The organism is Photorhabdus kleinii (assembly GCF_025384885.1).
GTDB classification, from domain to species: Bacteria; Pseudomonadota; Gammaproteobacteria; order Enterobacterales; family Enterobacteriaceae; genus Photorhabdus; species Photorhabdus kayaii.
On the sequence record NZ_JAJAFY010000041.1, the window covers coordinates 1 to 24,549 of the forward strand.

At 41.9% G+C, this 24,549-nt stretch carries 15 protein-coding genes; 10 read left to right on the forward strand and 5 right to left on the reverse strand.

Annotated features, from left to right (window positions below):
* Nucleotides 1-1,630 precede the first annotated feature (1,630 nt).
* The 3 genes from LG003_RS17065 to LG003_RS17075 form a co-directional block, all read right to left on the reverse strand.
* Complete coding sequence (locus LG003_RS17065; protein ID WP_262981241.1) at nt 1,631-4,894, reverse strand: type I restriction endonuclease subunit R; 3,264 nt, start codon at nt 4,892-4,894, stop codon at nt 1,631-1,633.
* Nucleotides 4,895-5,014: 120 nt separating this feature from the next.
* On the reverse strand, nt 5,015-6,400 hold the full coding sequence (locus LG003_RS17070; protein ID WP_262981242.1) for a restriction endonuclease subunit S: 1,386 nt from the start codon (nt 6,398-6,400) through the stop codon (nt 5,015-5,017).
* The gene (locus LG003_RS17075; protein ID WP_262981243.1) at nt 6,390-8,009 is read right to left on the reverse strand and encodes a type I restriction-modification system subunit M; all 1,620 of its coding nucleotides are present in this window, start codon (nt 8,007-8,009) and stop codon (nt 6,390-6,392) included. Before LG003_RS17075 ends, LG003_RS17070 begins: the two co-directional genes overlap by 11 nt.
* Nucleotides 8,010-8,824: 815 nt before the next feature.
* On the opposite strand from LG003_RS17075, the gene LG003_RS17080 reads away from it, so the two are divergent.
* From LG003_RS17080 to LG003_RS17095, 4 genes are all read left to right on the forward strand, one after another.
* A complete protein-coding gene (locus tag LG003_RS17080) occupies nt 8,825-9,577 on the forward strand; it encodes a sulfite exporter TauE/SafE family protein (protein ID WP_262981244.1) in 753 nt (250 codons plus the stop codon).
* A 108-nt stretch (nt 9,578-9,685) separates the two neighbouring features.
* Nucleotides 9,686-10,858, forward strand: a complete 1,173-nt coding sequence (locus tag LG003_RS17085) for an MFS transporter (protein ID WP_112878785.1) — start codon at nt 9,686-9,688, stop codon at nt 10,856-10,858.
* A gap of 388 nt (nt 10,859-11,246) precedes the next feature.
* A complete protein-coding gene (locus LG003_RS17090) occupies nt 11,247-12,593 on the forward strand; it encodes an NCS2 family permease (protein WP_112878786.1) in 1,347 nt (448 codons plus the stop codon).
* 271 nt (nt 12,594-12,864) lie between these two features.
* Nucleotides 12,865-14,514, forward strand: coding sequence for a Na+/H+ antiporter (locus LG003_RS17095; RefSeq protein WP_112878787.1), 1,650 nt, complete (start codon nt 12,865-12,867; stop codon nt 14,512-14,514).
* Between the two features lie 199 nt (nt 14,515-14,713).
* Here LG003_RS17095 and metR read toward each other — a convergent pair whose 3' ends face one another.
* Nucleotides 14,714-15,667 (reverse strand): HTH-type transcriptional regulator MetR, encoded by a 954-nt coding sequence (gene metR / locus LG003_RS17100; RefSeq protein ID WP_112878788.1) that lies wholly within the window; start codon nt 15,665-15,667, stop codon nt 14,714-14,716.
* Nucleotides 15,668-15,775: 108 nt separating this feature from the next.
* Here metR and metE point away from each other — a divergent pair, with 108 nt between their 5' ends.
* On the forward strand, nt 15,776-18,052 hold the full coding sequence (metE, locus tag LG003_RS17105) for a 5-methyltetrahydropteroyltriglutamate--homocysteine S-methyltransferase (protein WP_112878789.1): 2,277 nt from the start codon (nt 15,776-15,778) through the stop codon (nt 18,050-18,052).
* A gap of 250 nt (nt 18,053-18,302) precedes the next feature.
* Complete coding sequence (locus LG003_RS17110; protein ID WP_262981245.1) at nt 18,303-19,136, forward strand: intradiol ring-cleavage dioxygenase; 834 nt, start codon at nt 18,303-18,305, stop codon at nt 19,134-19,136.
* Between the two features lie 244 nt (nt 19,137-19,380).
* Here the strand turns inward: LG003_RS17110 and pcp are convergent, their stop codons facing one another.
* Nucleotides 19,381-20,037: a pyroglutamyl-peptidase I gene (gene pcp, locus LG003_RS17115; protein ID WP_262981246.1), complete on the reverse strand. Its 657-nt coding sequence runs from the start codon at nt 20,035-20,037 to the stop codon at nt 19,381-19,383.
* A gap of 706 nt (nt 20,038-20,743) precedes the next feature.
* On the opposite strand from pcp, the gene udp reads away from it, so the two are divergent.
* The 4 genes from udp (at nt 20,744) to rmuC (ending at nt 24,512) form a co-directional block, all read left to right on the forward strand.
* Nucleotides 20,744-21,499: a uridine phosphorylase gene (gene udp / locus LG003_RS17120; RefSeq protein ID WP_262981247.1), complete on the forward strand. Its 756-nt coding sequence runs from the start codon at nt 20,744-20,746 to the stop codon at nt 21,497-21,499.
* 94 nt (nt 21,500-21,593) lie between these two features.
* Nucleotides 21,594-22,376 (forward strand): tyrosine-protein phosphatase, encoded by a 783-nt coding sequence (locus LG003_RS17125; RefSeq protein WP_112878792.1) that lies wholly within the window; start codon nt 21,594-21,596, stop codon nt 22,374-22,376.
* Nucleotides 22,377-22,514: 138 nt separating this feature from the next.
* The gene (locus LG003_RS17130) at nt 22,515-23,051 is read left to right on the forward strand and encodes a DedA family protein (protein ID WP_370446070.1); all 537 of its coding nucleotides are present in this window, start codon (nt 22,515-22,517) and stop codon (nt 23,049-23,051) included.
* 129 nt (nt 23,052-23,180) lie between these two features.
* Nucleotides 23,181-24,512: a DNA recombination protein RmuC gene (gene rmuC / locus LG003_RS17135; protein ID WP_262981253.1), complete on the forward strand. Its 1,332-nt coding sequence runs from the start codon at nt 23,181-23,183 to the stop codon at nt 24,510-24,512.
* Nucleotides 24,513-24,549: the final 37 nt, after the last annotated feature.

The window sequence follows — 24,549 nt, forward strand, 5'->3', positions numbered from 1 at the left end:
ATTAAGTGTTGATTTTAATACCATTAGAATACTTGCTGCCCTCTCTGGTTTTAAACCTAAAAAAATAAAATACAGGAAAAAGAAAAAACAAGTATTAACTTAATGAAAATGGGAAGGTTTAAATGAGGGGTGGGAGATGGAAAAAAACTATTATATTTGCATAAACTATGAAAACCATTTATTAAACGAATTTCTAATTACAGGCTCTGAGAATTGATTCACATGTTTATCATCTTTATTAACATGGTTAATTGTCTCTTTTTACCTGCATATTAAATTTTTGTGATTACTCGCTCATTTTTTTCGGTGATTAATTAGATAAGAGTTATAAAAACAGATGCTCCATTAGTGCGAAGTTTTTAAAAGGTACAGGGTAATTAAAAACGGCCTATTTGCCACTATGTTTAATGTATTTATCGGCGATGCTACTTTTCTATTATTTTATATTTAACTAACCGACTATGGCTATTTAAAAATGTAAACATAGTGATGATTTATTTAATTGGTTGATTTTTATAAATAAATATTCATTCGTGGTAATGGTTGATTGTATTTAATCTAAATCCATCAACAAAGAGTTAAAAAGAAACCAATGCGTAAAATAATATTGTCGTAACAGTATTATATTAAAGTATTTTTCGCCATTATTTTATAAAAAAAGCCGTAAAAAATGATGCGATAAAAAAGGGATAAAACGGTTAGTTTGGCAGGGTTTAAACTTTGAAAAAGAAGTGATTATCCGAAAAAACACAAAGGGGGATCTTTATATCATCAGATTATTTACTGGTTAATTTATGTGAAAAAATAAAGGATTGTGCTCTATAAAAACAGCTTTAAATTACCGATAAAATAGTGTCAGTTAAAGATAAAAGCGGGTGGGATTTACATTAAGTAAACGTAAGGTACGATATTTTATGATAATTAATTTTAATAAAAATCGGGCGTTAAAAGTGGTAAAAATAGCTATTAAAGTTTTATGCTAATTAAAATCAGTGGTTGAAAACATGACTTTTAATAATAGTTTAAAACCTGCCCATTTTAAAGCTATCAGTGGAAACGGAGAAATAAAAATTGGTTTGGTTATATTTATGTTTTCGGGGGAAAAGGATAAATGAAAATATGAATCCGTTAATCTGTTTTTCAAGATGAAGCGTTTTAATAACGTTTTCAATCGGAGAATAAATTTCTTCATAAACCAGTTAAATAATCGATGATAAAAAATAAGCATAACAAAATCCCCAGATAAATGATTTAATCGAATATAAATTGGGAGTCTGTAAATGCGTCAGTTTAAACTTTCTTTACCCTGTTTTAACCCGTTGAATAGCATTTCTTTGTGATTATTTGATTTGAATTACTCCTCTTTTTATGCTTTTAATATTGCTAAAATAAGTTCATCTTGTTGTTTTTAAAAACTATTTTTTATACCCAATTGTACGAAAAGACATTTCGTGAGCCGGAAGCAATAAGATTCTTGGATGTGTATTTTGTTCAGTAAGCAAAGTTTCACGCTCGACGATAGATTTGTCAAAATACGGGAGCTCCGTTCCTTTAGTCATACTGAAAAACACGCCATTATTCACGAAATGCCAGCTAAATATATCTGTAAAAAGATCTACAACATGCCAGATTAAACTTGGTTTATCCGGTTCATCTTAAAGTTTTCCGCTTGTGCCAATACACCCTGATACACGTCATCATTAGCTACTGGCGGGAAGCGATGTTTATGCAGGAGCAGAATCAAATCCACTTTGAGTTTTGCCTTGATATCGTCACGCTTGCTCCAGTCTGGGTACTGAGCGGTGTTATCAACAATCTGTTTCATCTCTTTGGCTAGGGTTAGCATTTTGTCATCGTCATAGGTGAATTGATACTTTTCGCGCATATGAACTAAGATGTCAAAGAATGCTTTTTCCTCAATATTGATGCCCATCTCGGCATAGGTGCCCATTTCGGTTTTAATATCGTAGATGATATCGGCCATCTCCTGGCTGAAGGTCTCAAATTCTTCACCGTTTAAGACATCATCTTCCCGGCGCTCGTTGTAGCGATCCATCAGTGTTTGAAAACGACGGGAAAAGTTGATGCCCTGTAGTTGGTTAACCTTCTTAAATTCGCCAATCGCCTTTTCCAGTAGTTTTTGTAGTAGTTGGATTTTAGTGTTGGGCAGTTTGATTTTATTGATGCGCGCGAGGTAGTCGTCATCAAAGATGTCGATGGATTCAGCTTTGTCTTCACCCAGCGTGTAAAGTTCTTCAACCCCATCGGCTTTCAGTGCTGCGGCGATCATATCACGAACTTGGGTGTTCATCTGCGTCACATCAGGAGCGTCGCCTTTGGTAAGTTTAAATACGATGGAGCGGATGGCGAGGAAGAAGTGAATGTGATCACGTTCATTCTGGGTTAACTGTTCGCTGCCGCAGCATACGTCATAAGCCGCTTTCAGGCGTTTAACCAGCGCCATAAAACGGTTTTCGACTTTTTTGGTTTGCAGTACGAATTCAGCGGCGCGGTTCAGGCACACTAGTTGCGCCCGCGCTTCACCGCAAAAATAATCACTAGGGTCAAAGTGATGGAATATCTGTGCCAGTAAATCGAGGTGGTTTTTCACTTCAATAACGGACTGATGAATGTCTTCAAAGTTGGTGGAGTCGGTTTTGGAATACATCGCCAGCGCTTGGTTCATTTGTCTCTTGATGCCAATATAGTCGACCACCAGCCCTTTGCTTTTTCCTTCAAGGTTGCGGTTTACGCGGGAGATAGTCTGAATCAGGTTATGTTTTTGCAGCGGTTTATCAATGTAGATCGTATCCAGTTCGGGAATGTCGAACCCAGTCAGCCACATGTCCACCACAATGGCAATTTTGAAATTTGATTTCGGATTCTTGAACTGCTTATCTAATTCCTTACGGTAGCTTTTACTACCAAGGAGATTGTAAAGTGTTGCCTCATCATCTTTACCGCGCGTCATCACCATCTTTACCATTTCAGATGGAGGCAACTCTTTTTGCTCGGCTTCGGTGAGTTCGACACCATCAGGAGCCTGTTTGGCCTTAAACCAGGTCGGGCGTATTTCTTTGAGTTGTTTGTAAAACTCCCAGGCAATCTCGCGGCTGGCGCAGACAAACATTGCTTTACCTTTTACCGTTGAACCCTCCGTGACACGTTTTTCGTAATGTTTCGCGAAATCGTCGGCCAGCGCCTTCAGGCGGTCAGGATCGCCTAAAATAGCATTCATATTGGCTGAGGCTTTCTTACTTTCATCGATTTGATATTCACTGGCACCGGCTGCCGCACACTCTTCATAATATTTTTCGATCTCTTTGAGTTTGCCGTTATCGAGAATAACTTTCGCCGCCCGGCCTTCATAGACAATACGTACCGTGATGCTATCTTTTACTGATTCAGTCATAGTGTAGCTGTCGACCACTTCACCGAATACATCCAGCGTGGCGTCAATCGGTGTGCCAGTAAAGCCGACATAGGTCGCTTCCGGCAGCGAGTCATGCAGGTATTTGGCGAAGCCGTACGTTTTGCGAACTGTACCGCTTTTTTCGTCAATCACCAGTTTCTGATCGAGGTTTACCTGGCTGCGGTGCGCTTCGTCGGAAATACAGATAATGTTGTCGCGCCGCGAGAGCAACTCTGTATCTTCGGTGAACTTATGAATAGTGGTCAGGAATACGCCGCCGCTGTTGCGCCCGGCCAGTTGCGCGCGCAAATCCGCTCGGCTTTCGACAGGTACAATGGTGGCGTCGCCAATATACTTTGTGGCATTGCAGAACTGGCGGGATAGCTGGTCGTCTAGATCGGTACGATCGGTAATCAACACGATGGTCGGGCTGGCGAAATCCACGCTTTTCATTAGCAAGCGAGTCAAAAATTGCATGGTATAGCTTTTGCCACAACCTGTGGCGCCAAAGTAGGTACCGCCTTTACCGTTGCCCTGAGGTTTACGTGCCCGTTTGATGTTGTAATAGAGTTTGCGCGCAGCGTAGTACTGAGGATAACGGCAGCAGATTTTAATCTCTTTCTTCGCTTTACCTGGGAAATGAATAAAGTTTTTAATCACATCTAGCAGGCGTACCGGGTGGAACAGGCCGTTAATCATAGTGTGCAGGGAAGCGATACCATTTTGCTCACGGCTTTCATCCCCGGTGACTTTGCGCCATGAATAAAAATATTCATACGGTGAAAACAGGTTGCCCATGCGGTTATTAACGCCGTCGCTGATAATGCACAATGCGTTGTAGATAAATAACTGCGGAATATCCCGGCGGAAGCGAATACATAATTGTTTCCAGGCATCGCCCAGGCTGGCTTTTTGCTCGCGAATCGCGCTTTTAAATTCAAATACTACCAGTGGCAAGCCGTTGATGTAGAGAATGGTGTCCGGGATACGGATCTGTTCCTCTTTACCAGCAATCTCCAGTTGATTAACGATCTTAAAGCGATTGACCGAGCAGGAGACATTATAAGCAGTAGAAGGCTCCGCAGCTTGTTGTAAGGGCATCTCGTCAGTGTTAAATAATTCTCTCAGTGCGGCGGGTAGATGGCTAGTGTTGATCAGTTCGATATAAAGATCTTTCTCATTACGATCATCACGTTTAAAAAGAAAGCCATTAGCAAGCCAGGAACAGAAGGTTTTGTTGCTGTCGTATAGATCGGTGGCGGAAAGGGTGGAGAGTTGGAGAATAATCCGATTTATTTCGTTGTCAGTCAGACCTTCCGATTGATAGTGAGTTGCCAGATAGTAACGCAGATCGTCGTCGATAATTACCTGATCTTTGCTGGTTCTGGAGAGTTTTTCACCCAGCATGTGGGGATAACCCTGTTCTCCTAACAGTTCAATAATGGCGTGTTCTAATTTGGCTTCATTAAATTTCAAACTCATTATTCTCCGTTCTAGGTGTGGCGTTTGCTTGCCGCGCTGTTCGGTTCCTTGATTTGCCTTAGGGCTTTTTAATTGCTAAAAGCCTTAAGGCAAAACCCCTTTATCAAGGGGCTAAAATGGTTATGCTGCTTTTGCTTCGTTTATTGCTTCCGGTAGATCGTCCAGCGATAGTTCGCCGGAGATAAGTTTAGGAAGTAGGGTGTCGCGGAGTTGGGTTAGTGAATTGTTCTGTAAGCGAATATTAGTACTTTGCTGAATATATGGATTTGCAAAGAAGTCATACTTTTTTATCAATTCTTTCGAGGGAATCAGACACATTGATTCACTCAAATCCCTTTTTTTAATATGCCCCATTGTTACAGCTTTGGATGCAGCTATATGCTGAAATCTAGACAAATGTTTTTTAGTCCACATTAAATAAAATGATAGCGGGTATCTGTCTGATGTGACCTTGTATAGGTGCTGATTAAGAGCGGCATCCCCACTTGTCCAAATATCAATCATTAATGTTCCAGACCATGAAAATATCATGTCACCATTATGGACCCTGCATGATTCAATAATATCTTTCCGTGCCTTTTCTATACCAGCAATATATCCTTTTCTTAAATCTGCAATTTTTAAAACAGGTAAAAAATCATCCGTTTCATTATCTGGACGGAATTTCTGTAATGCTAATCCGTTTTGGTAGTGAGCGATTTTATCTAAGGAAGAATGTTTCCACCCCTTCGGCACCCAGCCCAATTCCGTTTCTTCAAATTCTGCAGGAAATAATGCACGAATTTCAGTTGACAAGGGTTTAAAATCTGCGCTTTTACGTATTTTTTGACGCAATTCTGCTCGTTCCTGAAAGGTTTCCGGGATCGGGTTTCCCGCTTCCAGCGCATTATCAATCACCGGATCGAAATCAACAAACCAGGATTTAAACAGGGATTGCGCCATTTGTTCTAGGGTTTGATTGATTTGGATATTGTTCGATATTTTACTATCAAAACACTCTAAGTTATTTGCAATAATATATTGTATATTTAATGGAGGTTTTGGTACCTCAAGGTTTTCTATCATTCCCTTTGTAAGGGCATTTCTCGTTGCTCCAGCACTGGCGAGATTTAGTAAAGTTTGTTGTTGGTATGGACTGGCTAAGTAATACCGAAGAAAACGGGGATCAAAGTCCTTGGGGTTTGGACGAATAATTGCGACATGTTGGTTCACTCGCGCGGGTAGAAAACATTCTTGTGCGAGACAAACGCGAGCAACAGAATCTCCAGTAATGTTAAGTAAAACATCATTTTTCTGTACTATAACATTTTTAAGCTTAGTTGCTGCTTCATCACTGATATAAACAAGACCGTTAGTATTAAAGCCATCATTGTATATATTTTGGCTTCGTATCAGATATGTACTACCAGTGGTATCGTATACATTACTTCCACCCTTTGGGGTAGCGCCACTACCAATTTTTAGACAAAAGTCTCCAAGGCGAACTAAAGGCCACTTACTCCCCATAACCCAATGCCTCCAGATTCTGGCGAATTGCCTTATCCAATTCTTCTGCCTGTTTCATCTGCTGGAACAGAGTCCGAGAGAGCTCACGCATTTTGACTTCAAACGCGATACCATCGTCTTCCTGTTCTACCGCACCAACATAGCGACCCGGCGTCAGAACATAGTCATTGGATTTAATTTCTGCAATGGCTACGACTTTACAAAAACCGGCGATATCGGCGTATTTCTCCAGCTTACCGTCGCCGCGCTTGATACGTTCCGCTAGCTCTTCTGGCGTGCTACGCCAAGCGTGATAAGTATCCGCGATAGTGGCGATATCGTCTGCCGTCAGCTCTTTAGTGGTGCGGTTAATCATGGTGCCGAGGTTACGGGCGTCAATAAATAACGTTTCCCCTTGGCGGTTGCGATAACCTTTCGCGATATCTACTTCTTTATTTTTGGTAATAAACCACAAACACACTGGGATCTGGGTGGTGTAGAACAATTGGCCGGGTAGAGCGATCATGCATTCCGCCAGATCATTGTCGATCATCTGCGAGCGAATCTCGCCTTCGCCGCTAGTGTTGGTGCTCATAGAACCGTTCGCCAACACAAAACCAGCGGTGCCGTTGGCGCTCAGCTTGGAAAGCATATGCAAAATCCAGCCGTAGTTGGCGTTGCCAGTCGGCGGCGTACGGTAACCGGCAAAGCGCGGATCGTCAGTCAGTTCGGCATCGTTACGCCATTCTTTCAGGTTAAACGGCGGGTTGGCTAGAATATAATCGGCTTTTAGATCTGGGTGCTGGTCGTTAAAGAAAGTGTCTGCCGGTCGTTCTCCCAGATTTCCGGAAAGACCACGAATGGCGAGGTTCATTTTTGCCAGCTTGTAGGTGGTGGTGGTCAGTTCCTGTCCGTAAATGGCAATGTCACGGCTTTTACCTTTGTGGCTTTCGACAAACTTCACTGACTGCACAAACATCCCGCCAGAACCGCAGCACGGGTCATAAATTTTACCTTGGAACGGTTCCAGCATTTCTGTCAGTAGTGTTACCACGCATTTTGGGGTGTAGAACTCACCACCACCTTTACCTTCGGTCGCGGCAAATTTGCCTAAGAAGTATTCGTATACCCGCCCAACCAGATCTTCTTTGGAGAGATCCTGTACGTCGGTGTCATGGGCGAGGGTTTCGATGTTATCGATGGTATCTATCAGTGACGCCAGTTTTTTGGTTTCCAGATTCTGGCGGCTGAAGTAGTTATCCGGCAACGCACCTTTTAAGGAAGGGTTACGCTTCTCTACGGTCGACAGCGCAGTATCAATATATATTGCGATATTATCCTGTTTGGCACGTTGTTTGATAAATGACCAGCGTGCTTCTTCTGGCAGATAAAAGATATTGTCCTGTTGGTAGAATTCCTCCATGTCGACAAAGGTCTGCTGCCCTTCGTCGAGCATTTCCTGACGACGTTGTTCGAACTTGTCGCTAATAAATTTTAGGAAGACGAGACTAAGCACAACATGCTTGTATTCAGAAGATTCGACGCTGCCCCGTAATTGGTTGGCGGTGTCCCATAATGTTTCTTCAAAGCCCTTCTTTGCTTTGGTTTTTTTAGTTGGTGCTTTAGCCATTTTTCATTGCGGATTGGTTCATTTAGAGGCTATTGTACCCGAAAAGGTGATGAAATAATTCTTTTAAGTGATTATTTTTTGGCTTTGAGTATTTGAACTGACCTAAATGTATTCTGCGTTTCTTTCAACCAATGTGTCACAGTATGCACGCCTTGCCAGTATATTCTGTTTTAACCTATTGGATTGAAGAAGAATCTGCCGATTACTGTAAATGAAGTTCTATTCTTCTCTACAGGTCAATTAGAAAAATACATATATACCCGTCATCTTTCAAGTTGCCTCTTTGTTGGCTGCACTCGCTCACCCCGGTCACATAGTTTGCTATGCTCCCGGGGATTCACTCCCTTGCCGTCGCGATGCATCTTGAAATCCATAGGGTATAAAGAAAAAAATATTAATAATAAAGAAATTATTAATGTTTTACAGGAGGATAAATGTAATGTTATGGAAGATTCACGTTCATCCCATGAAAATGAAGTGAAACGTATTAATGACAATATTAATTCAATCCAGCGAAATACCATTCTTCTTTAGAGCGTTTTCTGGTTTGTTGGTGATATTTTTTATCTTGCTAATACCCTTATATATTCCCAATATACGGTAAGTTATTTATTGCTAGGAAATATTTACAATTGATTATAATTTTAACATGTTATCTTTCCATCAAAACCATATACATTCGCCATGTGTGTGTAAGTACATCTTTAACTGATGTGTCCTATTTTTTGCAGACAGACCTGACAAATGATAGTAAAAACTATTAGTATCGGGAAAACGATCACTTTAGTTTGAGAACTATTTTCAGGGAAGTAGAAATGTTACATGTACTTGCGTGGCCTGATCTGTTTATTTGCATTTTTGTCGTTTTCTTTGCTTATCTGGTTTTTGGTATGGCCGGGTTTGGTTCTGCTCTTGTTGCTAGCCCAGTTCTGGCATTTTATATTCCTGTAGCGAAAATTGTTCCTATGCTCGCGTTGGTAGATTTAACCGCCGCAGTGATTAATATTACCAGAGAGGGTAAAAAATCAGAGTTTAGTGAGCTCAAATTAATGATTCCATTAATGGTTATCGGTAGCTTGATTGGCGCCGCCATTTTATTGATGGCCCGACCTGATGTTTTAGTTCTGGTGTTGGGGTTATTTGTTGTTTTCTATTCAATTTATTCGCTATTTTTCAGTAAAACTTACCGTCAATTCCCCGCTAAAGCCGCTATTCCATTTGGTCTGAGTGGAGGTATTTTCAGTGCGCTATTTGGTAGTGGAGGTTTTCTATATGCAATTTATCTAACTGGGCGGATATCAGATAAGGAAATTTTCAGGATTACTCAGACGACTTTAATTGGTTTCAGTACCCTGACGAGAGTGATTGTTTTTGTTGTCATGGGTATTTATCTGGACACCTCATTTTTGTTATTGATACTGGTATTTATTCCAGCCATGTTGTTGGGAATCTATTTTGGTCGCCAAGTGACACTGAAAATCTCCAGAGGAACATTTTTGAAGTTTATCAATATTATTGTACTGGCTTCGGGGTTAATGCTGATATATCGTTATATATTTACTGTTTGAAATAATAACCAATAGGAATTAACGCATTCAATATAATATTATTAATTTGTTGTTTTCAGTTCATTTCATATTTATTCTCTTTGTTTTTGTTGGATAGATATAAATAAAATGAACAGTCGTGATTATAGAAATAATAATTTTTTTGCCATTTTTACTATTACCACGAGTGTCGCTGTTATTGGCATTGTCATTGGTTTGACTATCCCAATGATAGCGTTACGCTTGAATAGCCAAGGTATTGATGAGTTGTACATTGGTTTAATTTCTGCGGCTCCGGCATTGGGAGTGCTTTTGAGTGCTCCGGTCGTCCAGAAAATTGTAGCTCTGGTAGGTAAGAAACACGTCATGATGATTGCAACAGGGGTTTCTGCTGGCAGTTTGCTCCCACTTTTGGGGTCGTTGCCGATGGAGTTGCTTTTTCCTCTGCGGCTAGTTACTGGTGTTGCTAACGGGTTAATGATCTGTCTAGGTGAAACCTGGATTAATGAACTCTCTGAAGAGAATAAACGAGGCAGGGTACTGGCTGTTTATACAACAGTTTTTACTGTCAGTCAGTTGCTTGGCCCTTCTATCATTGCTTTTTATGGTATCGCAGATAAAACGCCGATACTGATTTGTACTCTGATCCATATCTTTTCACTGGTGCTCTTTGTCATGGTAGATCAGAAGAAAGGCGATAAGTTGCCGCAACACAGTAAGCAATCCAATTTCTCTATTGTTCAATTTGTGAAGATTGCACCGGCGATCTGTGGTGGTGTGCTATTTTTTTCCTTTTTCGACGGGACCATTCTTTCTATGTTTCCCATCTACGGGATGAGTTATGGGTATACCGAAGCGGTAGCTGCACTGATGATAAGTGTCATTCTTGCTGGTGATGCAGTGATGCAGCTTCCGTTTGGTTGGCTGGCGGATCATATGAATCGTATGCGCCTATACCAGATTTGTGGTGTAGCAACGCTCGGAGCAAGTGCATTATTGCCGTTTGTCATGACATATCAGTATCTTATCTGGCCTTTGTTGATTGTTTTAGGGGCAACTGCGGGGGCTATCTACACCATTGCATTGGTCCAAATCGGTCAGTATTTTTCAGGAAATGATCTGATAGTGGCTAATGCCGCGGCGGCTATGTTGTGGGGAATTGGGAGTTTGTTTGGACCACTGCTTGCCGGTATAGCGAGTTCAGTGACGCCATCAGGTTTACCTGTTCTGCTTGTCATCATTGCAGCACTGTTTCTGGTTTCAACCATGGATCGGTTTAACCCGCAAGGTGATAAAAGCTGAAGTATTCAGTTGGTAGTTGTACAGGCGTAAAAGCTGGCTGTGAATAGCAGTCAGCATTGAGTGAATCTTATTTATTATCAAGTCGTTAGTAAGTGGAATCCTAAGATTGAAACATTGCGATTAATTATCGTAAAAGGTTTAATCTCCAGAAGTCATTCTTGTGATACTTAGCTAAATAATACTGTTAGCTATTGATTTCGACACGATGATCACTGGATAATCTTTCGCCTCAAATTTTCTCACTGCTTTCTATTCTAAAAGCCAAACGATTGCTTTTGTGATTTATTGAACCGATTGGGGCAATGTTGTTGTGTTATTAAGCAAGGTGATCGTTTTCGTTTGATGAGGAAGTGGAAGAAGTACCATGAACATAATGCAGGGGAACGACATGTTTGGCACTCAGGCACCAGTTAAATGCAAACTGGACAAGTATTTTAAATTGACTGAACGTGGCACAACGGTACGCCGTGAAATTCTGGCAGGGATCACAACTTTCTTGGCGATGGTTTATTCAGTCATCGTTGTACCGGGAATGTTAGGGCAGGCAGGGTTTCCCCATACTGCTGTCTTTATTGCGACTTGTTTAGTTGCCGGTTTTGGTTCTTTGTTAATGGGGCTGTGGGTTAACTTGCCAATGGCAATTGGTTGTGCAATTTCGTTGACTGCATTTACCGCTTTTAGTTTGGTTTTAGGACAGCAAATCACTATTCCGGTTGCACTCGGTGCGGTATTTTTGATGGGATGCTTGTTTACGGTGATTTCTGTTACCGGTATTCGTTCTTGGATTTTACGCAATATACCAATGGGTATTGCGCATGGTGCAGGGATTGGTATTGGGCTGTTTTTGTTACTGATTGCGTCAAACGGTGTTGGTTTGGTCATTAAGAACCCTCTGGAAGGTTTGCCTGTTGCTTTGGGGGCGTTCACCTCTTTTCCGGTTATGATGACTCTGCTTGGGCTGGCTGTTATTTTTGGTCTGGAAAAATTGAAAGTTCCCGGTGGTGTGCTGTTAGTGATCGTGGTGATTTCAGTTATTGGGCTGATTTTTGATCCGGCGGTGAAATATCAAGGGTTCTTTAAGATACCGAGTCTGGGAGATGATGGCCTGTCCTTGATTTTTAGTATGGATATTATGGGGGCTTTGCAGCCGATTGTGTTACCCAGTGTGTTGGCGTTAGTCATGACTGCGGTGTTTGATGCGACCGGTACCATCCGTGCGGTAGCAGGGCAAGGGAACCTGTTGGATAAAGGCGGACAGATTATTAATGGCAGTAAAGCGCTGACTGCCGATTCTGTTAGTAGTATTTTTGCCGGCGCTATCGGTGCTTCTCCGGCTGCGGTATATATCGAATCAGCCGCGGGTACCGCAGCCGGCGGTAAAACAGGTTTAACCGCAACAGTTGTCGGTATCCTGTTCCTGTTAATTTTGTTCTTTTCTCCACTTTCCTATCTTGTACCGGCGTATGCCACCGCGCCGGCGTTGATGTATGTTGGTTTGTTGATGCTGAGTAATGTCAGAAAGCTGGATTTCGATGATTTTGTTGGGGCGATGTCCGGTATGCTTTGCGCGGTCTTTATTGTTCTGACCTGCAATATTGTAACCGGTATTATGTTGGGTTTCAGTTCGCTGGTTGTTGGTCGTATCTGTTCCGGTGAATGGCGCCAATTGAATATCGGTACCGTGGTAATTACGATCGCTTTAGTAGCATTTTATGCTGGTGATTGGGCTATTTGATTGATTAAAAAGTGCGTAATGGGTGTTCACCCCTGCGCACTTTGCCAATTCTTGCGATTACTTTTAAATTCTCAATTATTTCCCCTGTATTTATCTGATTAGTTTACAATATTCCTGTAATTCTTTCGGATACGGCTCCGCGTGTATCTACCTTTTTCGATTGATTCAGTTATTTTAGTATTAAGATTTATTCTCACTGTTTTGTGTTAACGGGAAGAAAAAGAGTTTCAATCTGTATACCAACGGTTCTTAGGCAAATTGTAAGGGCAACATGGAAATATTCTTTACTATTCTGATCTTGATTTTGGTGGTTTCAGTTTCTGGCGTTCTGACTAAAGTGATTCCGTTCCGCATACCTCTGCCGTTAATGCAAATTGCTATGGGAGCATTGCTGGCTTGGCCGCACTTTGGCTTACATGTTACTTTTAATCCTGAGCTATTTCTCGTTCTGCTAATTCCTCCTTTGTTATTCGTTGATGGCTGGAAAATGCCGACCAGAGAGTTTTTCCAGTATGGACGGGAAATTTTCATACTGATGCTGGTATTGGTGCTGGTTACTGTTGTCGGTATTGGTTATCTGATTTACTGGCTGATGCCAGGTATTCCGTTAATTGCTGCTTTTGCCCTTGCTGCTGTGTTATCGCCAACAGATGCGGTGGCTTTATCATCCATTGTTGGAAAAAGGCGTATGCCTAAGCGCATGATGAATGTGATGGAAGGGGAAGCGTTAATGAACGATGCTTCAGGCCTGGTAGCCTTAAAGTTCGCTGTAGCGATAGCGATGGGAACGATGGCATTTTCTGTTACTGGCATGACCATAGAATTCTTCAAGGTTGCTATTGGCGGTTTGTTATCCGGTATTGCAGTAACCTGGCTGTACAGTAAATCCCTGCGTTTAATGAACCGTTGGAGCGGTGGCGATCCAGCAACCCAAATTGTTTTCATGTTGCTGCTGCCGTTTGCTTCTTATCTGATTGCAGAACATATTGGCGTTTCCGGTATCCTTGCTGCGGTTGCCGCGGGTATGACGATCAGTAAATCTGGGGTCATCCGTAATGCTCCGTTGGCAATGCGTTTGCGTGCTGATAGTGTCTGGTCAATGCTGGCGTTCGTATTTAACGGCTTGGTGTTTGTCATGTTGGGCCTGCAATTACCGGGGATCTGGCAAACTTCCGTTATACAGGCAGAAATTGATCCAACCGTTGAAACTTGGATGCTGTTCGCCGCAGTTGCAGTGATTTATGGAGCCCTTTTATTACTGCGTTTCTGCTGGTTATGGCTGATGAAGAATATCAGCAAATTTTTTATGAAAAAAAATCCACTGAATTTTGCGACTTATACCACTCGTGAATTATGGCTGGCATCTTTTGCCGGCGTTCGTGGAGCAATCACACTTGCTGGCGCACTGTCTGTTCCTCTGTTTCTGGCGGATGGTACGCCATTCCCGGCCCGTTATCAGCTTATCTTTATTGCTGCGGGAGTCATTCTGTTCTCGTTGTTAATTGGCGTTCTCTCTTTGCCATTCCTGTTACGGGGAATGCAAACTTCCGATAAGGAGGCAGATATCAGTGAGGTCCGAATGGCGCGGGCAGCTATGGCGGAAGTGGCGATTGTCAGTATGAATAAGATGGAAGAGCGTCTTTCTGCTAGTCCCGAAGAGCAACTGGATGCTGAGGTGATTACTGAAGTTGCTTCCAGAGTAATTGGTTATTTGCGTCGCCGTACTGTAGGGCAGGATGAGATAGAACATAGCCTGCTAGTGGAAGATTTGGAACGTCGTTTTCGTCTGACCGCATTAAGGGCAGAGCGTGGTGAGTTGTATCATCTGCGTGCGACCAGAAAAATAAGTAATGAGACACTTCAAACCTTGCTACATGATTTGGATTTACTGGAAGCTCTATTGGTACAGAAAGAGCATTGATATCCTATAATTTGTGAGTTGTCACGATAATCTTGTGAGTCGCCGTGTTCAGCCTGATCGGTGGATATTTCGCCTGTCAGGTTGATAACTGATTTTATATGTTTACTCGTATCTGGCTGGTGGTATTGGTTTTCCCGCCGTAGATACCGGAACCTCTCGGCAATGATGAATAATATGTTGGTTCCGGTGGAATGGCTGATCAATTTACCATTGGTGGTTGTTGCGTTGTTCTGGGGGCATCAACGTTTAATTTTGCAATTCCTTTTACGAATGGCAGATTATCCATCGCGTGCTGGCGTGCGGAATGGATAAACGCGTCAATCTCAGGCTGATACTGTTCGCCTTCACGAACGGCAGCGTACAGCCTGCTCCATAAACCTTCTCCCAGTGTTTTAGTTACCACTAACTCTTGCCTTTCAAATGTCTCAACAACCCAATGTGGCAGAGCCGCGATTCCCATGCGGGCCGCGACCATTTGGATCAGTAACAGGGTGTTATCCACATTTTTCAACGTAGGGACAACACCCGCCGGTTGCAAGAAACGCCGCCAGATATCGAATCGCTGACGTTGAACGGGATAGATCATCAATGTCTCATCAATTAAATCTTTTGGCTGGATGTGCAGTTTATTGGCCAGAGGATGATCCGGAGCAACAACCAGTTTGACCTCATAATCAAATAGCGGTGTGTAGTGCAAATGACTCTCAGGAAGAATATCTGATGTCAAAACGACATCCAATTCTCGTTGCAGTAATGCAGGTTGTGGATCAAAAGTGACGCCGGATTTGAAATCCACATTGACTTGTGGCCAGGTTTCTCGGAAATGCTTGAGTGCAGGTGTCAGCCATTGAATACAACTATGACATTCAATAGCGATACGCAGATTTGTTTGGCCCGGCTCTTTACATTCGCGCAGTGCATTTTGAACCAGAGGGAGCACTTGTTCTGCTAGTCGTAATAAAACTTCACCCTGTGGCGTGAAACGAAGCGGTTGACTTTTACGAATGAACAACCGGAAGCCAAGACGATGTTCAAGATCGCTGAACTGATGAGACAAAGCGGATTGTGTTTGATGCAGATGATTGGCTGCTGCCGCTAATGAACCACAATGACTCAATGATTGTAATGTTTTTAGATGTTTTATTTCGATCATGAGAAACCTTCAGGATGATAATGAATAAATTGCGCTTGTGGTTTATACCTTACCTGTTGATTATGGATGTGTAAACATCTAGACGGCTAAAAATGACGGGATAATGAAATGACGACTATTAATCACACACTTGGCTTTCCACGTATCGGTTTGAAAAGAGAACTTAAAAAGGCTCAGGAAAACTATTGGGCAGGGAAAATTTCTCAGCAAGAATTATCGGAAACTGGCCGTGAGTTACGTGCCCGTCACTGGGAACAACAAAAGCAGGCTGGTGTTGATTTAGTGCCGGTTGGTGATTTCGCTTGGTATGATCATGTTCTAACCACCAGTTTACTACTCGGTAATGTGCCGCCGCGTCACCAGAATCCAGATGGCACGATTGATCTAGATACACTGTTCCGTATTGCTCGCGGTCGTGCGCCGACGGGTGAACCTGCCGCCGCCGCAGAAATGACTAAATGGTTTAATACTAACTACCATTATATTGTGCCGGAATTTCAGCAAGGGCAGGAATTTAAGCTGAGTTGGACTCAGTTACTAGAAGAAGTGGATGAAGCCTTATCTCTGGGCCATCAAGTGAAACCCGTTTTACTGGGGCCGATAACTTACCTGTGGTTGGGTAAAGTGAAAGGTCAGGGATTTGATCGTCTCTCTTTATTGAAAGATATTCTTCCTGTTTATCAGCAAGTATTAGCTGAGTTAGCTAGACGTGGTATCGAATGGGTTCAGATTGATGAACCTGCGCTGGTACTGGAACTGCCAGCAGAGTGGTTGGCAGCTTATCCGGTTGCTTATCAGGCACTTCAAGGACAGGTTAAACTATTGCTGACTACCTATTTCGATAGCGTTGGTCACAATCTAGAAACGATTAAATCTTTGCCGGTACAAGGGCTACATGTGGATCTGGTTGCTGGTCAGGATGATATCGCGCAACTGAATGAGTCATTGCCGAAAGAGTGGGTGCTTTCCCTTGGTGTGATTAATGGTCGTAATGTATGGCGTGCTGATTTAACCGCTAAGCATCAGCTAATTAAGCCATTGGTAGGTAGCCGTACACTGTGGATCGGTTCTTCCTGTTCTCTTCTGCATAGCCCTATTGATCTGAGTGATGAGACCGCGCTTGATGCAGAGGTGAAAAGCTGGTTTGCGTTCGCATTGCAAAAATGTGAGGAGTTAGCTTTGCTGGCTGCGGCATTGAATCAGCCAGATGGCAGTAAACAAGCAGAATTGGATGCTTACAGTGCGCCAATCCGTGCCCGTCGTGAATCTAAACGGGTAAATAATCAGGCTGTGACTGAGCGTCTTGCTGCAATTAAGCCACAGGACAGTGAGCGTAATCAGCCATACCCGCAGCGTGCGGAAATACAGCGTCAGCGCTATAACTTGCCATTGTGGCCGACAACAACCATTGGATCATTCCCGCAAACGACGGAAATTCGTGGCTTGCGTTTGGATTTCAAAAAAGGCCGGGTAGATGGTGCCAGCTATCGTACCAATATCTGTGAACATATTAAGCAGGCAATTAACGAACAAGAACGTTTAGGATTAGATGTATTGGTTCATGGCGAAGCTGAACGTAACGACATGGTGGAGTACTTCGGTGAACACCTCGATGGTTTTGTCTTTACGCAGAATGGTTGGGTTCAGAGCTATGGGTCCCGCTGCGTGAAGCCACCAGTGATTATTGGTGACGTCAGTCGTCCAGAAGCTATCACGGTAGAATGGGCTAAATATGCTCAATCGCTGACGGAGAAACCTGTCAAAGGGATGTTAACCGGGCCGGTGACAATTCTCTGTTGGTCATTCCCAAGGGAAGATGTCAGTCGTGAGACGATTGCTAAGCAGATTGCATTGGCTCTGCGTGATGAAGTGGACGATTTGCAAGAAGCGGGTATTGGTATCATCCAGATTGATGAGCCCGCATTGCGGGAAGGTTTACCACTGCGCCGGGAAGAGTGGCAGTCCTATCTTGATTGGGCGGTAGAAGCATTTAAATTGAATGCGGCAATTGCTAAAGATGACACACAGATTCACACTCATATGTGTTATTGCGAGTTCAATGACATCATGCCTTCCATCGCAGCATTAGATGCGGACGTGATTACTATTGAAACTTCCCGTTCGGATATGGAGCTGTTGGATTCATTCGAAAACTTCTCTTATCCGAATGAAATCGGGCCGGGTGTTTATGATATTCATTCACCTAACGTACCTAGTGTTGAATGGATTGAAGCTCTGTTACGTAAAGCGGCTGATCGTATTCCGATCGAACGCCTGTGGGTTAACCCGGATTGTGGCTTGAAAACCCGTGGTTGGACTGAAACTCGCCAGTCACTGGCAAATATGGTGCAAGCGGCGAAACGTCTCCGTGAATCAGTGAAATAATTAATCCAATAACCCAACAATTTGCCTGTCACCTTTAGTTGGTGATGGGCATTTTTCAAAAAATAATCTTTCTTTTTGCAATAGCGCGTAGTGATGCGATTTAGCCAGAATCCTTTCTATTACCAAACTTTTAGTAACTTATATATGCCATATTGGTATTTGAAAAAACACATTTTATTAACAAAATAACCATGGAAGTAACAAAAAGGAAGCATTGTAATAGAAACTTAATAATTAAAGAGGGGATTATATGGATGTTAATAAGTTGCAAGGTAAGAAAAGTAGCTCTCGAAGAAATTTTTTAAAAAGTAGTGCCGCTATTACGGCGACTGCGGCGTTTGCTCCGATTGCTCTAGCTCGTACGGAAGCAAAGTTATCCTCACAATATGGAATAGGCGTATGTACGCTTGCGCCAGAGCAGATATCAGGGCCGTATTTCCGCAATGACAAAATTGTAAGAAGGGATATTACCGATTCAGAGTTAGGAATACCTTTTTTATTGAAAATTACTGTTATGGATAAAAAAACATGTAAACCGGTTGAGAGTTTATTTGTTGATATCTGGCATTGTAATAGTCGGGGAAAATATTCTGGTTGGAGTTATATCAGCCCCGATATAGTACCTAATGTTGATGGAGTAGGTTCTAGCAATAGAACTGATGATCAAAATTTTCTAAGAGGAGCTCAACCCTCGGATAAGAATGGGGTAGTTAATTTTACGACTATTTATCCTGGGTTTTATGCTGGTAGAGCGACTCATATTCATATTGCAATCAGAAAATTGAGTACAGATATCACTGACAAAGAGCATTTTGCTTTTGTTGGTCAAATGTATTTTCCAGAAGAGATCAATACAGAGGTTTATAAGTATGATCTGTATTCAAAAAGGAGGGTCATCCGAACCCAAAATCATGAAGATGAATATTTTAAAAATATGAATGGTCATCTTTCAGAAATAAAAGTAACAAAAATAGATGAATCTGATATTAACCGTGGGATACTGGGTGAAATAATTCTATCGATAGACTTGGAAAATATATCTAATTTCATAACTAAAGATGACTTATATTCCCATACGGTATGACCGGTTTTGTTGAATAAACTAAATTTCAATGTAATAACAGTCTAAATTATAAAGTAACCTATGTAAATGGTATGCTGATTAATAATTTAATAAAGTATCAGGTACTTGATATTTACATATGGATATTGTGCAGGCACAGAGAGGATTATCTTTACTGTTTGATTGATATTATCAGTAGATCATATTTTCTGTGCCTGTCATTTTCTCAGAGAAAAACTTTCAGTCCCGCAAGCAGAATGTCAAATTAATGAGTTGTACCTCCATTAATGGCGATATCTTCACTGTTTTTTAATGCTTCATCGATAGCAATTTCCAGCGCGGTTATAACTGTTTCTAGGGCCATACTCGGAGCACCTGAATACCGAACTGCTTGTTCAGGCAGATAAGGAATATGGATAACACCACCGCGTATTTCAGGATTGGTGCATGCCAAATGATGCAACAAGCCATACATGACATGATTACAGACAAAAGTGCCTGCGGTTTGTGAAATGGAGGCAGGGACTCCAGCATCACGCAAACCCTTGACTATCGCATTGATCGGTAATGTGGTGAAGTAGGCGGCAGGGCCTGTTGCGACTATGGGGGTATTGATAGGCTGATTGCCTTGATTATCAGGAATGCTAGCATCATTGATATTAATTGCCACGCGTTCCACGGTAATATTTGGTCTACCACCTGCCTGCCCTACGCCAATGACCAGATCAGGCTGTACATCATCAATAGCAGCATACAGACAAGCCAGAGAGACGTCGAACACACATGGAAGCTGACGCGCTTCAACGCGGGTCCCGCATAATTCTCGTCCCTGTAATTGTTTAGCCGCTTCCCAGGATGGATTAATCGTTTCTTTATCGAAAGGTTCGAAACCTGTAATTAAAACTGTTTTTTGTGTCGTCATGGATAGTTCCCTTATATGGAGGAAAGAGTCTAATATATCTAAACAATATGCATCTTATGAAAAGATAACTGTGATATTTATATTTGGTAATTGTTTTATTTTTGTTGAAAATATAATTGTAATATGTTGGTAAATAAGAAAGAAAAATTGTTTATTAGTTATAGAAGTAAAATACAGTTAATTTTTTAATATGTTCATCATAAGAAAAAGTTATTTTAAAAATAGTCCAGATTATTGCGTTGTTGATTTATAAATGTTAGGAGAGTATCGTTAATAACGACGGTGATTTATATTTGATTAAGTTGATAGTTTATTGTAAATATTTTGTTTTATAACCGGGTTGTGAAACGATAATTTTTTCTTTGTGATGGGATGGATATTAATCTCTATTAACGCTCAGGGAGAAAATATTTCGATGAGATAATCCGCGATATATTTTTCTCGATATGTTTGAAATGTAAATATAAATAAACAATAGATTATTTTTTCCATAATATGAACTCATTCAAGTTAGTTTATGGATGGAAGAGAACGCCCTGTTTTTGTCCGTTTTGTGGTTTTTTTGTGATTTATATCTCAAAATAATGTACGTTTTTCTTTTTTATATTACTTTAAGGTGACATTTATCACTAAAAGATGTCTAAATGATCAATACAGTAGATCTCAACTAATTTCATTATAAATTCTTCTTACTGAGGAGTCTGATATGTCTGATGTATTTCACTTAGGTCTGACCAAAAGCGACCTGCAAGGCGCAACTTTAGCTATTGTTCCCGGTGATCCGAAACGTGTGGAAAAAATCGCAAGATTGATGGATAACCCAGTTCATCTTGCTTCTTTACGTGAATTTACGTCATGGCGGGCAGAAATTGATGGTAAAGCTGTCATTGTGTGCTCTACGGGTATTGGTGGCCCGTCAACCTCTATCGCTGTTGAAGAATTAGCCCAATTGGGTGTGAGTACTTTTTTACGTATCGGCACAACAGGTGCAATTCAGGAACATATCAATGTTGGTGATGTGTTGGTTACCACCGCTGCTGTTCGTTTGGATGGCGCCAGCCTGCATTTTGCTCCGATGGAATTCCCGGCGGTTGCCGATTTTGAATGTACGACGGCTTTGTACGAAGCAGCAAAAGATTTGGGTGCAACGGTACATGTCGGGGTAACGGCCTCTTCCGATACTTTTTATCCCGGTCAGGAGCGTTATGATACCTATTCTGGCCGAGTTGTGAGCCGTTTCAAAGGTTCAATGGCTGAATGGCAGGCGATGGGGGTCATGAATTATGAAATGGAATCGGCAACTTTATTAACAATGTGTGCAAGCCAAGGGCTGCGTGCGGGTATGGTTGCCGGTGTTATTGTTAACCGTACTCAGCAGGAGATTCCTAATGTTGAATTACTTGAGAAAACAGAAAGTAACGCATTGGGGATTGTAGTAGAAGCTGCTCGCCGTTTGTTGTAAATCATACTTTTTGGGCCGGAGTATTCCGGCTCACTCTTATTTTGAATAGAAATCTGTTAATGTTTTAATACCTAACAACTGATTAAAAATCATCATGATCACAACATCTTTATTGCATCCCTCAGTGCTTCCCCTCAATGGAGGGATTAATTTTCGTGATTTAGGCGGTAAAAAAGTCGCGAGTGGTGGAAAAATCAAATCAGGCTTGCTTTTCCGTTCTGGTTCTCTGGATCGCTTAACAGAACAAGACCAATCTTTCCTGGCAAATAAAAATCTCTTTCAAATCATAGATTATCGTGATGTCAGTGAAATAGCGGATAAACCCGATTTGGTATGGAATGGCGCTAATTATCATCATGCTCCGGCCAATCCCTTATATGATGAAGTGAATGCAAATCTGGAAAAATTGGCGTCAGAGATGTTGGAACAATTTAATCCTCAGGCATTTATGTTCCGTCTTTATGAATTACTGCCTCTAAAAAACTCAGCCTACAAGACATTAGTTAAATTACTGCAACAACCGGAAAAAGGTGGGATAGTCCAGCATTGTGCGGTAGGTAAAGACAGAACCGGTGTAGGTTCTGCGCTGGTATTATTTGCATTGGGGGCTGATTTGGATACGGTAATGGAAGATTATTTAGTGACTCACTCTACTTTGGCTCCTTACCGTGAATATTTGTTAAATGAGCATGCGAAAACCATGAGTGACGATGTGGTTGATAAATTCGCTTATGTTTATTCCGTGAGAGAAGAGTTTTTAATGACGGCATTAAACAGTATTAACCAGCATTATGGCAGTGTAGATATATGGCTGGAGAAAGATCTTGGCCTTGATTTTGCTGCTCGTAAGAAATTACAAGGTTATTTCCTTGAATAAAAAGTTGGTTTAATTCTGGTTAATGCAGCGGTGGTTAAATTGAATGTGGTATACCCGTTATCTTTCAAGTTGCCTTTTTGTTGGCTGCACTCGCGATGCATCTTGAAATCCATAGGGTATATTAATCAATATAGGAATATGAATTTGAGTCTTCATGAAATAGTTGAGTTGGTAATCGCTTTTGTTAAAGCACACGATACTTGGATCATGCCGATTGTTTTCTTACTTGCTTTTGGTGAATCTCTGGCTTTTTTCTCCTTGTTATTACCTGCAACGATCATATTGCTTGGGTTAGGTGCATTAATAGGTGAAAGTGGCCTTAATTTCTGGTCAATTTGGTTGGCAGCCGCGGTAGGGGCCTTTTTGGGCGATTGGGTATCCTATATCGCCGGTGCGCATTTTAAAGGTGATGTTGGTAAAATCTGGCCGATTTCCCGTAAACCACAACTGCTGACACGAGCGCATAATTTTTTTGAGCGCTGGGGTATTTGGAGCATTTTCCTTGGTCGGTTTTTTGGGCCATTCCGTGCAATTGTGCCATTAGTCGCGGGTATTTGTACCATGCGATTGCGTTATTTCCAGATAGCGAATATCTGTTCCGCACTTATCTGGTCTTTTGGCGTATTAGCGCCAGGAGCATTTGGTTTGCAATGGTTAGTGAAATGGGTGAGTTAATTGGGAGCGGCTTCGCAGACTGAACCATCTGTATAAATCATTCTGGACATCTATACAGTGGCAATTTAGTTTATCTGGTCTAAGCATTAGATAGAGGAAGTACCGGTGGGTATCCAGTTGTTATATACGTTGATAGGGACATTTGGCGGTCTTTTGGGGGGTGGTATTCTCGTTTGGTTCTCCGTTCATCAACGTATTCAACAGCAAGAGCTGGAATTAAGGAAATTGGACAGCCAGCTTGCCGTTGCTAATGAGAAAATTGAACAATCCGCTTATTGGCGGGTTGAATGCGAACAATTGAACCAAGAATTGCGGGCTCAGAGAGAAATCAATAGCGTGCAAGAATCTGAACTGCGGGAAGTGACGACACGTCTGGAAGAGAGTCGCCTTGCGGCTGAAGAGAAACAGCGGTTGCTGATCAATAGTGAACTACGTTTGAATACTCAATTTGAGAATTTGGCTAATCGTATTTTTGAACAAACGGGGCGCCGTACTGATGAACAAAATCGGCAAAGTCTCAATACGCTTTTAGCACCATTTCGTGAACAGCTCGATGGCCTTCATCGGCAAGTACAGGAGAGTTTTGGCCAGGAAGCCCGTGAACGACATACTCTTGCACATGAAATCCGTAACTTACAGCAACTCAATGTCCAGATGGCGCAGGAAGCTATCAATCTGACAAATGCCCTTAAAGGTAATAATAAAATTCAGGGAGATTGGGGAGAAGTTGTATTATCCCGTATTTTGGAAGCTTCTGGTTTACGAGAAGGGCATGAGTTTTGTACTCAGGTGAATATCAAGGTGGAGGGTAACCGCCGTTTCCAACCTGATGTTATTGTTCATTTGCCGCAAGGGAAAGATGTGGTGATTGATGCCAAAATGTCACTGGTCGCTTATGAGCGTTATTTTAACAGTGGTGATCGACATCAGCAGGAGTTAGCCCTTCAAGAGCATATCGACTCGATTAAAGGTCATATTCGTGGTTTGAGCCGCAAAGATTACCAGCAGTTGCCCGGGCTGAAATCGTTGGACTATGTATTGATGTTTATTCCGGTTGAACCCGCTTATCTGGTTGCGCTGAACAAGGCGCCTGAGCTGCTTGATGAAGCATTTAAATACAATATTATGCTAGTTAGTCCATCAACATTGTTGGTTGCTGTGCGTACGATTAATAACTTGTGGCGCTATGAGTATCAAAGCCAAAATGCGCGTTTAATCGCCGATAAGGCTGCCCGTATGTACGATAAAATGCGTTTGTTTGTCGATGACATGCAAGGTTTGGGGCAAAGCCTGGATAAGGCTCAACTTAATTATCGACTGGCAATGAAAAAGTTGACTGAGGGACGTGGCAACCTGATAAGTCAGGCGGAGAGTTTTCGTAATTTAGGTGTTGAGGTGAAACGTCCGATTGATCCTGAATTGGTTGATAAAGCCAGCCAACCATTCTGCGCTAATGATTAATACCAGGATAGGGTTTTATCTGAAAGGCTGATACACT